The following is a 15,200-nucleotide window of genomic DNA, read 5'->3' as shown; positions in this document are numbered from 1 at the left end:
CGGCCCCCGGAAGCACGGTTTCCGGGGGCCGTCCCGCGTCACTCGGTTCGGGCGAGCGGAGCGAGGTCCCGCGTCCAGCTCCACTCCCCCGGTTCGGGTGCCCCGACGAGCTTCATCCCGGCACGTCGCAGAGTGCGGGCGATCGCGGTGTTGTCGACGTGGCTCTCGGCCGTGAGTGTCGTGATCCCCATGCGCGCCGCCTGCTCGACGAGGTCCTCGGCGAGCGCCGCACCGACACCCCGGCGCTGCCAGTCGTCGCGCACCAGCAGCGCGAGCTCACCGGAATCGCCGTCGTACATCAGGTTTCCCATGCCCACCACCTGCCCGTCCGGCCCGAGCGCCAGCAGCGAACGACCCAGCGCCGGGGTCAGCAGCCGCCGCAGACCTCGCTCACCCTGCGCCGGCCCGGCACTGAAGTAGCGGCGGAAGCGCGCAGCGCTCGAGCAGCGCTCGTGGAACTCGACGACCAGGTCGACGTCGGTGCGGTCCGCCGAGCGCAGCATCAGCTCGATGCCGCGGTACGTCGTCACGGCCCGTTCCACGGAGCGGACGCGAGCGCGGCAACTGGTGGCCAGGTCCGCCAGCGCGCGAGCACGCGCGAACTCGGCGGGGGTGAACGCACCTCCGGGGCGGGTCAGCACGAGCACTCCACCGCCGGGTTCGGCCAGGCGCATCGCGGTCTCGGTGACGGTCTCGGCCACCGGGTGCACGTCCGAGTCGTCCTGCCACTGCGCTTCCACGTGGCCGAGCAGCGAGCGCAACCCGCGCACCAAGTCGGTCCTGCCGTTGACGAGGTCGTTGGCGAGCACGGCGGTGCGGGTCGGCACGTCGTCGAGTTCGCGCACGTCGGCGCGTGAAGCGCTCACGTCGTAGCCGCCCGCGGTCTCGACGGCAGCGACCAGGTCCACCTGCCGGACGCGGGTGGGAAGGTGCAGCAGCACTTCGTCGACCGCACCACCGGCCACCGGGTGCACTTGCATGGTCCGGATGTCACCACCGAGCGCCGCCAGCGCTCCCGCCAGCTCGGCGAGACGACCTGGGACATCGGTGACGCGCGCTCGCAGCCGCCACAGGTTCTGCGGGACGAAGGCGGGCTCCGGTTCCGGCACCTCCGCGATCGCGGCGTCGCGGTGCGACCACCACCGCACGAGAGCCACCACCAGCAGGGCCATCCCGGTGGCCATCAGCGTGAACGTCGCTGCGGGGTGGCCGGCCACCCCGGCGAGGGCGAGGTTCGTCGCGCCGACCACCAGCAACAGCGCGGCGAGCTCGACGAGCTCGCGGTTCCAGTCCGGGTGGGCCCGGCGGTGCTCGCTAGGAGTCATGCAGCCAGGCTTCAGGACCCAGGTTTCCTCCGGACGAATCCGCGTCACACCGATGTTAACGGCCCGACATCACACCCGTGCGATCGATTCGCCCCGCGGGATGCCCTTTCAGCGGACGCTCTGGCCGTAGCCGCCGAAGAGCGTGGCGCAGCGGTCGATTTCGTCATCGGGGAGCAGTGCCGGATCGCCGAGCCTCGCCGCGGTGAGCCAGAGCTCGCAGAGCCATTCGAGCTGCCTGGCCCGGTTGTAGGCCTTGGTGAGGGTGGCGCCGATGGTGACCGTGCCGTGGTTGCGGAGGATGCAGCCGGTGCGGTCGCGCAGCGCTTCGGACACCGAGTCCGCGAGGGCGTCGGTCCCGAAGGTCGCGTAGTCGGCGACCCGAACCGGACCGCCGTAGTCGGCCAGCTGGTAGTGCACCGCCGGGACCTCGTCGCGCAGCAGCGACAGCGCGGTCGCGTGCAGCGAGTGGGTGTGCACGACCGCGCCCGCGTCGTGCGCGGTGTAGGCCGCGAGGTGCATCGGCAGCTCTGAGGTCGGCTTGAGCTCGCCCTCGACCAGCTCGCCGCGCAGGTCCACCAGCGGGACGTCGACCGGCCGCAGCTCCTCGTACTCCACGCCCGAGGGCGTGACGGCGACCAGGTCGCCGCTGCGCACCGACACGTTCCCCGACGTGCCGACCACCAGCCGGTCGGAGGTCATCCGCCGGGCGATGTCGATGACCTCGCCGCGCTGCTCGGCCAGACGCACTGCGCTCATCCCTTCCCCTTCAACAGGCCACCCCGGGGCCCTCGTAGCCGTCGATCGCCGCGACCTTGCCCGCCGAGGAGGAGTTCTCGTCGAAACGGTAGTCGAGCCACTCCCCCGCGAGCTTGCGGGCCAGTTCGAGCCCGATCACGCGCTGCCCGAAGCACAGCACCTGCGCGTTGTTGCTCAGCACCGACCGCTCGACCGAGTAGCTGTCGTGCGCGGTGACGGCGCGGATGCCGGGCACCTTGTTGGCGCTGATGGCCACGCCGAGCCCGGTCCCGCACACCAGCAGCGCCCGGTCGGCCGACCCCTCGGCGACCAACCGGGCGGCCTGGACCGCGACGTGCGGGTAGGCGGTGTGCTCGTCACTGCCGACCCCGACGTCCACGACGGAAGCGACCCGCGAGTCCTGCTCCAGGTCCTGCTTGAACGCGTTCTTGTACTCGAGGCCTGCGTCGTCGGATCCCACGACGATGCGCAACTGCTCCTGGCTCACTGGTCCTCTCCCCCTCGTTCGATCAGTTCTCCGACCCGGGTGAGCACGAGCGCGAGCGACGTGGCTCCCGGGTCCGGCGTTCCCACGCTGCGTTCGGCCAGCGGCCTGGCCCGACCGGTGCGGGGCCGCAGTTGCGCGGTGGCCGCAGCGGCCTTGGTCGACGCGGTCGCCGCGCGGCGCCAGGCCGCGACGCCCCCGACGCCCTCGCCGACGGCGGCTCGCAGCTCGTCGACGAACGGAACCAGGGCGTCGACCAGGGTCTTGTCACCGAGTTCCGCCCGTCCGAGCCGCTGCACGGAGGCGAGCGCGGCATCGGCGCCCGCGACGAGGTCGGCGGCGCGGGCTTCGCGGTCGTCGGGCAGCAGGTCGCCGAAGGAGCGCAGCGCGGCTCCCCACAGCACCCCGGACGTCCCGCCGGCCTTCGACGCCCACGCGTCACCCGCCTCGAGCAGCACCGCGGAGGGGCCGACGCCCTGCCCCGCGGCCGTCTCGGCGGCCTCGGCACCCGCTGCGCTGCCTCGCGTCATGCCGCGACCGTGGTCACCGTCACCCGCGATGGCGTCGAGTCGGCCGAACTCGTCCTCGTTGTCCCGCAACAGGTCTGCGACCGCGCGCAGCGCTCCGGCCACCACCCCCGACGTGGCCTGGCCCGCCTCCGGCGCGACCACGACCTCCTGCTCGACGGGAACCACGTCCTCGACCTCGACGTCCGATGTGGACGATTCGATGGTGCCCCTGCGGTAGGCGGGGGTGTCGGCGGGAGCGAGCCAGAGCCGTTCCAGCTCGTCGTCCAACCACGTCAGCGTCAGCGAGCACCCGGCCATGTCCAGGCTCGTCACCAACTCCCCGACCTCCGGCGCGACGACCTCGACCCCGGCCTCGGCCAGCAGCCGGGCCGCGGTGCCCCACACCACGAACAGCTCCTCGTACTTCGTGGCACCGAGCCCGTTGAGGATCGCCGTCACGCGCCCGCCTTCGGCCGGGGCCTCGGCCAGCACGCCGTCCACCAGCGTCTTCGCCAGTTCGGATGCCGAGGGCATGGGCGTCTCGGACACGCCGGGTTCGCCGTGGATGCCCAGGCCGAGTCCCATCCGGCCCTCCGGCACCTCGAACAGCGCGTGGTCCTGGCCCGGCAACGTGCAGCCGTCGAAGGCGACCCCGAGACTGCGGGTGCGCGCGTTGGCGTGCTCGGCGACCCGCACGACCTCGTCGAAGTCGTAGCCCTCCTCGGCCGCCGCCGAGGCGACCTTGAACACCACGAAGTCGCCCACCACACCCCGCCGCTTGGCCTGCTCCTCGGCGGGAGCGCTGGCGACGTCGTCGGTGACGACCACGTTGTGCGCGCGCACTCCTTCTCGCGCAAGGCGTTCCACGGCCAGGCCGAAGTTCATGTTGTCCCCGGCGTAGTTGCCGAAGGAGAACACCACTCCCGCTCCGCGATCCGCCGCGCGCGCCACCGAGTGGGCGTCGGCGGCCGACGGGGAGGTGAAGATGTTGCCGATCACCGCGCCGTCGGCGAAACCGGGACCGACGACTCCGCAGAACGCCGGGTAGTGCCCGGAGCCGCCGCCGGTGACCACCGCGACCTTGCCCGCGCGGGCCGGTCGGGAGCGCACCACACCGCCGGGAACCCGGCGCACGTGCTGCGGGTGCGCGGCAACGAAGCCGGTGACCATGTCCTCGGTGAAAGTGGCCGGGTCGTCGTACAAACGCGTCACGTCAGGCCTCCTCGACGGGCGCCCAGTGCGGCCGGGCGCGTTCGATGGCGGTCAGGTAGTCGCGGTAGCCGCGGTCGTAGAACTCCACGGCCTCCGGATCGGGCCGCACGACGCGCCGGTCGGCGGCCCACTTCTCGCGGTCGACCGGGTCGCCCAGCGAGTCCCACGCGGTCATCGCAGCGCCTCGCGCACCGACGCCCTCTTCGTGCGGAACGTGCAGCGGGCGGCCGAGGACGTCGGCGAAGATCTGGCTCCACGCCTGCGAGCGGGCACCGCCACCGCAGGCCGCGACCTCGCCGCTGAGCCCGGCGCTCTCCAGGTTGTGCCGGGCGGCGTAGGCGACCGCCTCGCACATCCCGCGCACCAGGTCCGCGGGCGTGGTCTCCAGCGACAGCCCGGTGAACTGACCGCGCGCACGCGAGTCCACGAACGGCGCGCGCTCACCGGAGGAGGACAGGAACGACAGCGCGGAGACACCGCCGGCCCCGGGGGCGCTCCGCTCCAGGAGGGATTCCAGCTGGTCGACGCTGGAGCCGGTCATCGCCAGCACCCAGTCCAGGTTCGCGGTGCCGACCATCGCGGGCATCACCCGCAGGTAGCGCTGCGGCATCGGCGTCGCCAGCCACATCCCGGCGGGTTCGCCCTTCGGGTCGATCACGACCTCGTCGCGGAGCACCTGACAACCGAGCGTCGTGCCGATCACCAGGCTGCCGTCGCCGATCTCGCCGACCCCGGACCCGAAGGCGCAGGCGGGCAGGTCGAACGGGCCTGCGGAGACCGGGAGCCCTGCGCGCAGGCCGAGTTCGGCCGCCGCCTTGCCGGAGAGCTCGAACAACCCGCCCACCGGTGTGGTGTCGGCCAGCAGGCGCCGGTGCTCGGCGATGCCGCAGGCTTCCAGCGCCGCGGTCGAGTACTCGCGCGTCGGGACGTCCAGGAACGGCAGCGAGGCGTCGGAGGCGTCCACGGTGATCGCACCGGTGAAGCGCTGCACGATCGCGTCCACGCAGTACCCGGCGACGGCCGCGCGTTCGAGGCGTTCCGGCTCGTGCTCGGCGAGGTGGGCCAGCAGCGGACCGGCCGAGCCGGGGAACATCCCGGAACCGGTCAGCGCGTGCACCTTCCGCTGCGCACCGCTGGTCTCCCAGTCCCGCAGCACCCCGGCGGCCCGCGCGTCCAGCCAGGAGATCGCGGCGCCGACGCCGCGCCCCTGCTCGTCCCGCAGCCACAGGCCGTCCCCTTGACCGGTGATGGCCAGCGCCTGCACGGGTTCGGTGGCCGCGGCGGCGACCTGGCGGACGACCTGAACGACCGAATCGACGACCTCGTCGAGGTCCTGCTCCACCAGACCGGGCGCCGGTCGCCGGAGGGTGGAGCGCACGCTGCGGGTCAGCCTCGCCGACCCGTCGCGGCCGAGCAGCGATGCCTTGGTCACCGAAGTGCCGACGTCGACTCCGATGATCATGGCCGCAGGTCCCCGAACTGGGCCAGCACGTCCGGGTTCGCCACGAAGCGCGGTTTCCGCCCGTCGAGGAACCTGGCGGCCTCACCAGCGACGATCTCGGCGGCCCGGTGCGCGGTCTGGCGGGTGGCACCCGCCAGGTGCGGAGTGGTGATCACGTTCGGCGCGTCGAACAGCGGCCAGTCGCGCGGCGGCGGCTCGATGTCGTAGACGTCGACCGCCAGCGCGCCCAGCTTGCCGGAGCGCAGCAGCCCGGGCAGCGGCGCGTAGTCCAGCAGACCGCCGCGCGCCGAGTTGACCAGCACCGCGCCCTCGGGCAGCAGCTTGAGGTTGTCGGCGTTGAGCAGGTTGCGGGTTTCCGGGGTCAGCCGCGCGTGCAGGCTCACCACCGAGCTGCGCCGCAGCAGCTCTTCGAGCTCGACGAGCTCCACGCCCTCGCCGGCGATCTGCGCTGCGTCCACGAAGGGATCGGCGACCAGCACGTTCGCGCCGAAAGCACGCAGCACCCGCGCGACGATGCGACCGATCGCGCCGTAGCCGACGAGCCCCGCGGTCGAGCCTTCGAGCTCGATCCCGGCGTTCTCGTAGGCGTAGTAGTCACCCCGCCAGTTCCCGTCCTTGAGCTCGGCGTCCGAGCCCGGGATCCGGCGCAGCGCGGCGAGCATGAGGCCCACCGCGAACTCCGCTGCCGCGGCCGCGTTGCGGCCCGGGGCGTAGCTGACGATGACCCCGTTGTCGGTGGCCGCCTGCAGGTCGACGTTGACCGGGCCGCCCCGGCAGACGCCGACGAACTTCAGCTTCTCGGCGGCCCCCAGGACGTCGCCGGTGAACGGTGCCATCTGGGTGGCGACGATCTCGTTGTCGCCGAGCGCGTCGAGCAGCTGCTGCTCGGTCCCGCTGGCCTCCTGCACGGTGCCGACCGGCCCGAACGGCTCCACCGGCCACGGCAGCTTCAGCGTGTCGAAGCGCAGCTCGCGCTGCGTGGCGCGGCGTAGGGCGTCGACGAACACCTCGGGATGCACGAAGTGGTCTCCGGCAGCCAGAACGCTTGTCATCTCCTGGACTCCTTTGTCGCGAGGTGGTGCGGGTTCAGCGTGCCTGCGGCAGCGATCCCACCAGCTTCAGCCGCACGTCGTCGAGGTCGGTGGCGATGTGGGTGGCCCCGGCGAGCGCGTCCTCCGCCGGCGGGTAGTCGCCGTTGGGGATCGCGATCACCGTCATGCCCGCCCGGGCGGCCGCGCGCAACCCGTTGCTGGAGTCCTCGACCGCCAGGCAGTGCGCGGGGTCATGGCCCAGCTTCTCGGCCGCCGCCAGGTACACGTCGGGGCTCGGCTTGCCGCGCGGCACCTCGGCGCTGGAAACCGTCGCGCTGAAGTGCGGGGTCAGGCCGTGGCGGTCGAGCACCGCGTCGATGAGCCGTCGCGGCGCCGAGGAGGCCAGCGCGATGGGTGCTCGGGCGGCGACGTCGGTGACCATCTTCTCCGCACCGACAAGCAGCTCGATCTCGCCGTCGTCGAGCGCGGTGATCATGTCGTCGACCACGATTCGCTCCGTCTCGACCGCGGATTCGGCGGCCTCGCTGAACTCCGCGAGGAACGCAGCCCACTCCGGCGCGCTCATGCCCTGGACCTGCCGGGTCTCCTGCCCGGTCCAGGTGCGGCCGCGAGCCGCCGCGAAGCGGGTCCACATCCGCTCCCACAGGTGCTCGCTCTCGACCAGGACGCCGTCCATGTCGAACACGACCGCTCGGTGCGCCTCGTTCGGTCGATCCGGCTGGGTCATACGTACCTCCCGCCAATCACTGATGGACTTAAATTAACACTACTAACGTTAACTGTCACTACTTGAGTGATAGATCGGCAGGTCTGCGCCGCACCGCCGACCCGGCGAGGCAAGATGAGCGCATGGCGTCAGCACCGAAGAAGCAGTCCCCTCGCCTCCAGCGGCAGCAGCAGATCGTCGATCACGTGCTCTCGCAGGGGTTCGCCAGCGCCGCGGAGCTGTCCTCGTTGACCGGGGTCAGCCTGATGACCGTGCACCGGGATCTCGACGACCTGGCCACGCGAGGCCTGCTGCGCAAGTACCACGGAGGCGTCTCGGCGCAGCCGTCCACGGTGTTCGAGTCCAGTTCGGACTTCCGGCTGCACACCCACACGGCCGAGAAGGAGGCGCTGGCCGCCGACGCCCTGCGGTTCATCAACCCGGGCATGTCGGTGATGCTCGACGACTCCACGACCGCGCTCGCGCTCGCCAGGCTGCTGCCGGACATCGGACCGCTGACGGTGGTCAGCAACTACCGGCAGGTGCAGGAAGCGCTGCGCGACGTGCCGGACATCCGGCTGATCGGCCTCGGCGGCGAGTACTCCCGCACCCACGACTCCTACCTGGGCCTGCCGTGCCAGGAGATGATCTCGACCTTCTCGGTGGACATCGTGTTCCTGTCCACCTCGGCGATGAACTCCCGGCTGACCTACCACCAGGAGCAGGAGATCGTGCTGGTCAAGCGCGCGATGATGGGCAGCGCCACGACGAAGGTCCTGATGATGGACGCCAGCAAGGTGGCCCGCTCGGCCCTCCACCAACTCGCCCCGGTCAGCGCCTTCGACCACGTCCTCCTGGCAGGAGACCTCAACGAGGACCTGGTCGAGGAAATGCGAGAAGAAGCAGAAGTCCACCTCGCCAAGACCAGCTGAGACCAAGCAGGACCAGGACCAGGACCAAGCAACCCACGTCAGGCAAGCGACGAAGTCGCTTCATAAGCCTCGGATCCCGGAGCCAGAAGGCGTCTGAGGTTCCGCTACCCGCACCGCCACGCAAAAAGACCACTGAGTAGTTGTCAGTAAGGCCCAAACCCAGAGCGGCGGAAGAAACATGCAGGCCTGAACCACCCCACGAGAAGGCCCACCAAAGCAGTCACAAAAGAATTAACATCTTGTGCGTTAACTTCAACAGGGTGCATGATGTCCGGCATTCGTTGGCTGGCGCATCGAGCGCCGAACATCCGACCCTGTTGGAGACAGTGATGTCCCAAACTTCCGCAGCCGGCTCGCCTGGTCTCCTCGACCGCATAGGCATCCCGCGCCAGCTCTTCTGGGGCTTCGTCGCCGTGCTGATCTTCATGATCGGCGACGGCGTGGAGACCACGTTCCTGTCCGATTACCTGCAGCGCCCCGAGGGCGGTTCGCTCCCGGGCGCGACCGCCTCGTTCGCCACGGTGACGCTCTACGGGGTCGCGGCCATGATCGCGGCCTGGTTCTCCGGAACGCTCTCGGCGATCTGGGGTCCGCGCCGCGTGATGTGGCTGGGCGGCGCCTGGTGGGTCGGGTTCGAGTGCCTGTTCCTGTTCGCGGCGCTGCCTTCGCACAACGCGGTGTTCATCGTCGCCACCTACGGCATCCGCGGGCTGGCCTACCCGCTGTTCGCGTTCTCGTTCCTGGCGTGGGCGCAGGTCGCGAGCCCGACGAAGATGCGGGGTTCGGTCGCCGGCTGGTTCTGGTTCGCCTTCACCGGTGGCCTGCCGACGCTGGGCGCCGCGCTGGCCGCGCTGTCGATCGGCGTGTTCGGGCTGACCGACTACCAGACCCTGGTGTTGTCGCTGGTCGTGGTGACCTGCGGTGTGCTGCTCGGTTCGTTCGCGGTGCGCGAGGAGCACGGGCTGAAGCCGATCGCGGACGAAACGGTCGAGAACCCGCGCAGCCTGAAGCGGCTGGCGGAGGGCGTGGACATCCTGTGGCGCGACCGCCGCGTGCTGGCTGGCGGCCTGATCCGGATCGTGAACACCGCACCGCAGTACGGGTTCTTCGCCATGTTCCCGTTCACCTTCGGGCCGGCGGCTCCGGACGGCGGGTTCCTCACCGCCGCCCAGGTCGCGTCGCTGGCGTCGATCGCCTACGGCGCGAACATCCTGGCGAACCTGTTCTTCGGCGTGTTCGGCGACCGCTTCGGCTGGCGTCGCACGGTGACCTGGTTCGGTTGCGTGGGCTGCGCGATCGCCACCCCGCTCTGGTACTTCAGCTCGATCGCCACGCAGAGCTTCGCCGTGGCCGCCGTGCTGGGCGTGGTCTACGGGCTGGTGCTGGCCGGTTTCGTGCCGCTGTCGGCGCTGATGCCTTCGATGGTGGCCACCAAGGACAAGGGTTCGGCGCTGGCGGTGCTGAACTTCGGTGCCGGTGGCGCGGCTTTCGTCGGCCCGGTCGTGGTCACGGTGCTGTACCCGCTGGTCGGCGGCGGGGGCGCGACGATCGTGTTCTGCCTGATGTACCTGGCGGTGGGCGTGCTGTCGCTGCGCATGAAGGACGACAGCGACCCCGGCGAGCACCGCGTGCCGCGCACCGGTGCACCGGAGGCCGCAGGCGCGTCGGCCTAGGGCACGCGAAAGGTCCGGACCAGGCCGTCGCCCGTGAGGGCGGCGGCCTGGTCGCCGTCCGGGGACAGCGCCGGCTGGGACTCGATGGGGCCGAGTGTGGTCTCGCCCTCCGGCTCGTAGATCACCAGGAGACCGTCAGCGTTGCGGGCGGCGAGCACGGGCCCGGGCGCGATCGCCGGATCGGAGATGGCTCGCGCGTCGATCGTCCGCACGCGCGTCCACCCGGCGGCCTCGGCCAGCACCACGAGATCTCCCCGCACGTCCCGGTACGTGGCGTATCCGCTGGTCGTGGCGATGGCGCCGACGGGCCGTTCGCCGGAGGTCACCTGTTGACCGCACCCGGCCGCGGTGAGGCGCCAGTGGAGCATCCCGCTGCGGGAGGCGGCCAGCACGTGGACCGCTCCACCGGATCCGACCACTGCGGAGACCTCGTCACCGACGTCGTTCCCACCGAGACGGCACCACCCTCCTGCGGTGCGAACGCTCACTCCGCCTCCCGCGTCCCGGAGGGCGACGACCACGCCGTCCCGCACCGGCACGGCCGAGGGCGGGCCGAGGTCCACCCCCGGGTTTCGCGGCGGTGGCAGGCCCAGCGGTCGCCACGACCGAGGCCCCTCCTTGAGCCACACCGCTCCGGAATCGCGTTCCTGCGCGACGATCGTGCCGGGCCCGGCGAACGACGCGGAACCGTCGCGCGGCACGAACCCCGGTGTGTCCACAACGGACTCTACGCCGGATCTGCTGAGCACCAGCTCGTTCCGGCGCACCTGGACGTGGCCGTCGGCGCTCGCCCAACGCGTTCCCGGCGGTCGGCGCAGGCGCATCGAAGCGATCCAGGCGTCGTAGGGCTCGCCGAGGCTCACCTGCGAGTCGTGCTCTGCGTAGCGGGCGAAGACCGCGCGCTTGTCGGCGACGACGCGTTCCGGGAGGTTCGGTGGCGCATCGGCCACGTTGTAGTCGCGGTAGTTCAGCAGCGGCAGACCTGTTGCGCGCAGCGCGGTTTCGGTGAACCGGGCGGCTGCGACGTGGTCTGGGTGGTCGTGCGCGCTGCCCCACTGCTGCTGGTAGCGCGGATCCGGTCGAGGGTCCTGCGCGCGGATGAGCGTCGGCGCGAACGTCTCCCGCAACCTGATCAGGCACTCGATCACCGAAGCCCGGTCGTGGCTGGTCGGGGGCACGATCGAGCCGGCCGCGGTGATGGTGCGCTCGCGGTGGCCGGGCTCGTGCCACAACCTGCTCAGCGCGTGCCGCGAACGCGGGTTGTTGTCGTCGGGCAACCCGAGGAAGACCAGGCCCACGGAAGGCCGCTGCCGGAGCCGATACCACTCCACCAGCCGGTGTCCGGGCAGTTCCAGCACCGAGCGCGTCCACTCGTCGGCCACTCCGGCCATCGCAGCGAACGCGGCGCGCGCTCCGGCCTGCCGGCTCGCCGCGTACTCGGCCTGCGGCTGCACGTCGCTCTCCCCCGCGGTGAGGAACACCGTGGTCACCCGCGCGCCCGCGCGGATCGCCAAGGGCACGTCCGGGCTCATGAACAGCATGTCGTCGTCCGGGTGCGCCACCACCTGCAGGTGCGACGGCCTCGGCGAACCCGCTGCTGCGACCCCGGGTGCCGCCAGCGACAGCGCGACCACCAGCAGCAAGACGCCCGCCCTCAGCACGGTCGCCGCCGCGACATCAGCAGGGCTCCCAGCGCTCCCACCGCGACCAGCAGCACCCCGGCCTCGGCACCCGGTGGAGTCCACGAGAGCGTCAGCTCACCACCCCCGATCCCTCGCGGGATTCGTGCGGTGAGCAGCCCGGATCCGGTCGCGGTGAGCGGCACTGGGACGCCGTCCACCGACGCCCGGTAACCGGGCCAGAACAGCCGGGCGAAGACGAGCTCCCCGCTCCCGGTGAAGCGGACGGTCTCGACGCGAGCACTGCGCTGGACGTCCGCCACCACCCGCGGACCGCGCGCAGCGCTCAACCGTCCGTGCGGCCACGGGACGGGCGCGATCCGGGTGAGCACCACGACCTCGGGGGTGCGCTCGGAGAGGTGCCAGCCCGGTGGTGGTTCAGTGACCTCCCGCAGCCTGCGCTGCACCACGACGTGGGTGGCCTTGAGCTGGTCGGCCAAGCGGTCAGGACCCCACAAGCGGTCGTAGGCTCGCGAGCAGGTGCCGCCGAAGTAGTTGAGGCACAACGCCTCGTGCAGGGCGTCGTGCCCGATTCCGGTGTAGGACACCAGGCTCGCCACACCAGCGGCCGCGTGCATGTTGCCCAGCAGCAGGTCCGACCAGATGCTGCGATCGTCGATCCGCTCCTGCGGGATCAGCTCGCGGGCCGCGATCTGCACCACCGTGCCGTCGCGCAGCGGCGCGTGCTGCCGGCGCAGCTCGGCGACGTCGACCGGGAAGTGGTAGTCGGCGACATCGCGGTTGACCGGGAACCACAGCAGTTGCGCGGCCAGCACCAGCGCGGTGCCCAGGTGCAGGACCGGGAACAGCGCGGAGCGCAGCGCCCACACCAGCAGCCCGGTGACCAGCACCAGCCCGACGAGGTGCTTCGGCGCCTGCGCCGGCCAGGCCGCGAACGCCAGGTAGCCGCCCGCCAGCAGCAGCGCCGCCGAAGCGACCGCTCGCCTCCGCGCCCGATCGCTGCGCAGACCGGCGGAGAGGGCCACCGCCAGCAGCACCGCGATCGCGAGGTGCAGGACGGCGATGTGCCGCAGCGGCCAGCGGAACATCCACACGTTCGACGGACCCAGGCAGAGCAGGGCATAGCAAGCCGCGACGAGAACGACTGCGGCGCAACGCCGCCACGGCATCTCCCGCCACGCCACCCACGGCAGCAGCGGAACCGCGAACCACGCGAGGAAGGTGCTGGGAACCGTCATCCGGTAGTCGCCGAAGGAGAGGATCTGCGGCAGGAACGCAGGCGTGCTCGCGTTGAGCAAGTCGCCGATGCCCGGCACCAGCAGACCGGAGTTGAACAGTTCGCGCCCGGACCGCCATCCCACCGCGGAGGTCGCCAGCACCGGCCAGAACACCAAGGGCAGGCACGCGGCAACCGACGCGCCGATCCCGATCAACCGGCAGCGGCCGGGTTCGACGGCCAGTGCCGCGAAGACCAGGCACAGCGCCAGGAGCCCGTAGGGATCACCGGCGGAGACGCACAGGTAGCAGAACACGAACGGCATCAGGGCAGGCGCGTCTCCCGCCACGTACCGCCGCAGCGCCCACCACGACCAGGGCAGCCACGCGAAGCCCATCAGCCCACCCGCCCAGCTCGCCGCCTGGAAGTGCAGCACGAAGCCTGAGACCGGCAGGGCCACCGACACCGCCGACGCCGCAGCGGGTTTCGCGCTGTAGCTCCGGCACAGCAGGTAGCTGCCGACACCCAGCAGCACCAGGAACTGGATCTTCACCACCGCTGCGGCGACCGCGAGGTCGCCGATCAGCGCGACCAGGACGAAGTCCAGCAGGTGCACGGGATTCCAGATGCCGAACAGCGACTCGGCCGCCAGGTTCCCGCCCATCCACGAGTCAGGTTCCAGCCCGAACGCCCACTCCCCCGCCAGGAGCCGCTCGCCGAGTCGATGCCACATCGGCAGGAACTGCGCGGCGCTGTCATCGGCGAAGTAGAACGAGGAGTTCACCATCAGCGGCAACGCGCCGAGCCCCGCCACCAGCGCGCCCACCCCGGCCGCACCGCGCCACTCGACTCGAACCCGACGGGCGAGCGTCGCGCGGGTAGCCATGAACGTCACCGGTACGAGCGCGACCCCCACCAGCGGCGCGAGCCTCGGATCGGCCCCGAGCACGGCGACGGCCAGCGCCACCGCGGAAGTGCTCACGCCCAGCAGCACGAGGTTCGCCAGCAGGAACAGCAGCAAGGATCGTCCGCGCGCCGGTACCCGGAAGGTGAACCGGCAGTTGAGCGCGTAGGAGCACAGCATCGCCGCGCCGGTGGCCAGCACGTGCGCCAGCAAGTACGGCAGCACCAGCCACAACGACAGGTACACCGCCCAGTGCACGGCCGTGTTCGCCCCGCCGACCAGCGCGAACCTGCCGAACTGGGTGGAGCTGACCAACCGCCGCATCACGACACCAGTTCCGCGGTCTGCGACCGGTGCCCGTCGGGCAGCTGCGCCCGGATCGGCCCGCACTCCTTGACCAGGTAGTGCGGCCGTCGCCGGGACTCGGCGCAGCTGCGCCCCAGGTACTCGCCCAGCACGCCGAGCAGGAACACCTGGACACCACCCAGGGCCAGGAGCCCCGCCATCCCAGGCTGCCGCCTGCACGCGAGGGAGCCGGCGAGACCGGCGATCACCGGACCGAGGTAGATCGCCGGGCGCAACGGTGTGTCGTTGAAGGAGATCAGCCCGTCGAAGCCGTGATCGACCAGGGCCGACAGCCGCCACCTCGACTCCCCCGTCTCGCGAGGCACGTTGCGGTAGGTGATCTGGCCGGTCTCGAAACCGATCCAGGCGAACAGGCCCTTGGAGAACCGGTGGTGCTCGGGCAACGACAGCAGCGCGTCGACCGCCCTCCGCGACAGCACCCGGAAGTCGCCGGCTCCGTCGTGCAGCCGCACGTCCAACGCGCGCCGCGCCAGCCGGTAGTAGATGCGGGACAACGCCGTTCTCCAGGCCCCTTCACCGGAGCGGCCACGCCGCGCGACGACCTGGTCGTAGCCGGTGTCGAGCAGCACCAACATCCTGGGCAGCAGGCCCGGCGGATGCTGCAGATCGGCGTCGAGCACCGCCACCCTGCTCCCGCGGGCGTGCCGCAGTCCGCACAGCATCGCGGGTTCCTTGCCGAAGTTCCGGCTCAACGACACGTACCGGAACCGCGGGTCCTGCTCGCTCAGGCGCCGGGCCTCGGACAGCGTCCGATCGGTGCTGCCGTCGTCGACGAGGATCACCTCGTACTCCCGGACGTGACCGGCCAGCGCTTCCACCAGCGCATCGCGCAGCCGTTGCAATCCGTGCTCCTCGTTGAAGCACGGCACCACCATCGACAGGTACATGGCGCAGTTCTCATCCGTCTCTGGGTCGACGGCCCGCACGCCCGAAATTCGGAAGTCGCTGCGGGCCTTGCTGGAT

General features: G+C 71.2%; 12 protein-coding genes. 2 read left to right on the top strand and 10 right to left on the bottom strand.

The window, feature by feature from the left end; all coding sequences use genetic code 11:
• Positions 1–38: 38 nt before the first annotated feature.
• From FHU35_RS09680 to FHU35_RS09650, 7 genes are all read right to left on the bottom strand, one after another.
• Positions 39–1,325, bottom strand: coding sequence for a GNAT family N-acetyltransferase (locus tag FHU35_RS09680; RefSeq protein ID WP_145738179.1), 1,287 nt, complete (start codon positions 1,323–1,325; stop codon positions 39–41).
• Between the two features lie 108 nt (positions 1,326–1,433).
• Positions 1,434–2,081, bottom strand: coding sequence for a class II aldolase/adducin family protein (locus FHU35_RS09675; RefSeq protein ID WP_186459355.1), 648 nt, complete (start codon positions 2,079–2,081; stop codon positions 1,434–1,436).
• A 10-nt stretch (positions 2,082–2,091) separates the two neighbouring features.
• The gene (locus FHU35_RS09670) at positions 2,092–2,568 is read right to left on the bottom strand and encodes a ribose-5-phosphate isomerase (protein ID WP_145738178.1); all 477 of its coding nucleotides are present in this window, start codon (positions 2,566–2,568) and stop codon (positions 2,092–2,094) included.
• Positions 2,565–4,286, bottom strand: coding sequence for a dihydroxyacetone kinase family protein (locus FHU35_RS09665; RefSeq protein ID WP_145738177.1), 1,722 nt, complete (start codon positions 4,284–4,286; stop codon positions 2,565–2,567). Before FHU35_RS09665 ends, FHU35_RS09670 begins: the two co-directional genes overlap by 4 nt.
• A gap of 1 nt (position 4,287) precedes the next feature.
• A complete protein-coding gene (locus FHU35_RS09660; protein WP_145738176.1) occupies positions 4,288–5,748 on the bottom strand; it encodes an FGGY-family carbohydrate kinase in 1,461 nt (486 codons plus the stop codon).
• Complete coding sequence (locus tag FHU35_RS09655) at positions 5,745–6,800, bottom strand: 2-hydroxyacid dehydrogenase (RefSeq protein WP_145738175.1); 1,056 nt, start codon at positions 6,798–6,800, stop codon at positions 5,745–5,747. The genes FHU35_RS09660 and FHU35_RS09655 overlap by 4 nt, the downstream gene beginning before the upstream one ends.
• A 34-nt stretch (positions 6,801–6,834) precedes the next feature.
• Complete coding sequence (locus FHU35_RS09650) at positions 6,835–7,527, bottom strand: HAD family hydrolase (protein ID WP_145738174.1); 693 nt, start codon at positions 7,525–7,527, stop codon at positions 6,835–6,837.
• A gap of 122 nt (positions 7,528–7,649) precedes the next feature.
• On the opposite strand from FHU35_RS09650, the gene FHU35_RS09645 reads away from it, so the two are divergent.
• Together FHU35_RS09645 and FHU35_RS09640 are read left to right on the top strand one after the other, a co-directional pair.
• The gene (locus tag FHU35_RS09645) at positions 7,650–8,438 is read left to right on the top strand and encodes a DeoR/GlpR family DNA-binding transcription regulator (RefSeq protein ID WP_145738173.1); all 789 of its coding nucleotides are present in this window, start codon (positions 7,650–7,652) and stop codon (positions 8,436–8,438) included.
• A 329-nt stretch (positions 8,439–8,767) separates the two neighbouring features.
• Positions 8,768–10,111, top strand: coding sequence for an MFS transporter (locus FHU35_RS09640; RefSeq protein ID WP_145738172.1), 1,344 nt, complete (start codon positions 8,768–8,770; stop codon positions 10,109–10,111).
• Here the strand turns inward: FHU35_RS09640 and FHU35_RS09635 are convergent.
• From FHU35_RS09635 to FHU35_RS09625, 3 genes are read right to left on the bottom strand one after another with little or no spacing between them, the layout of a single operon-like run.
• A complete protein-coding gene (locus tag FHU35_RS09635) occupies positions 10,108–11,745 on the bottom strand; it encodes a PIG-L family deacetylase (RefSeq protein WP_246110308.1) in 1,638 nt (545 codons plus the stop codon). The genes FHU35_RS09640 and FHU35_RS09635 overlap by 4 nt on opposite strands.
• Positions 11,746–11,765: 20 nt before the next feature.
• Positions 11,766–14,195: a GtrA family protein gene (locus FHU35_RS09630; RefSeq protein ID WP_145738170.1), complete on the bottom strand. Its 2,430-nt coding sequence runs from the start codon at positions 14,193–14,195 to the stop codon at positions 11,766–11,768.
• Complete coding sequence (locus tag FHU35_RS09625; protein ID WP_246110200.1) at positions 14,195–15,163, bottom strand: glycosyltransferase family 2 protein; 969 nt, start codon at positions 15,161–15,163, stop codon at positions 14,195–14,197. The genes FHU35_RS09630 and FHU35_RS09625 overlap by 1 nt, the downstream gene beginning before the upstream one ends.
• Between the last annotated feature and the right edge of the window lie 37 nt (positions 15,164–15,200).

The sequence above is a fragment of the Saccharopolyspora dendranthemae genome, from assembly GCF_007829955.1.
Classification (GTDB): domain Bacteria; phylum Actinomycetota; class Actinomycetes; order Mycobacteriales; family Pseudonocardiaceae; genus Saccharopolyspora; species Saccharopolyspora dendranthemae.
This window is presented reverse-complemented; position numbering and strand designations above follow the sequence as displayed.

Coding starts and splice junctions, on each gene's coding strand:
- FHU35_RS09680 (WP_145738179.1), bottom strand. CDS start 1,325: ATGACTCCTAGCGAGCACCGCCGGGCCCACCCGGACTGGAACCGCGAG.
- FHU35_RS09675 (WP_186459355.1), bottom strand. CDS start 2,081: ATGAGCGCAGTGCGTCTGGCCGAGCAGCGCGGCGAGGTCATCGACATC.
- FHU35_RS09660 (WP_145738176.1), bottom strand. CDS start 5,748: ATGATCATCGGAGTCGACGTCGGCACTTCGGTGACCAAGGCATCGCTG.
- FHU35_RS09655 (WP_145738175.1), bottom strand. CDS start 6,800: ATGACAAGCGTTCTGGCTGCCGGAGACCACTTCGTGCATCCCGAGGTG.
- FHU35_RS09650 (WP_145738174.1), bottom strand. CDS start 7,527: ATGACCCAGCCGGATCGACCGAACGAGGCGCACCGAGCGGTCGTGTTC.
- FHU35_RS09645 (WP_145738173.1), top strand. CDS start 7,650: ATGGCGTCAGCACCGAAGAAGCAGTCCCCTCGCCTCCAGCGGCAGCAG.
- FHU35_RS09640 (WP_145738172.1), top strand. CDS start 8,768: ATGTCCCAAACTTCCGCAGCCGGCTCGCCTGGTCTCCTCGACCGCATA.
- FHU35_RS09630 (WP_145738170.1), bottom strand. CDS start 14,195: ATGCGGCGGTTGGTCAGCTCCACCCAGTTCGGCAGGTTCGCGCTGGTC.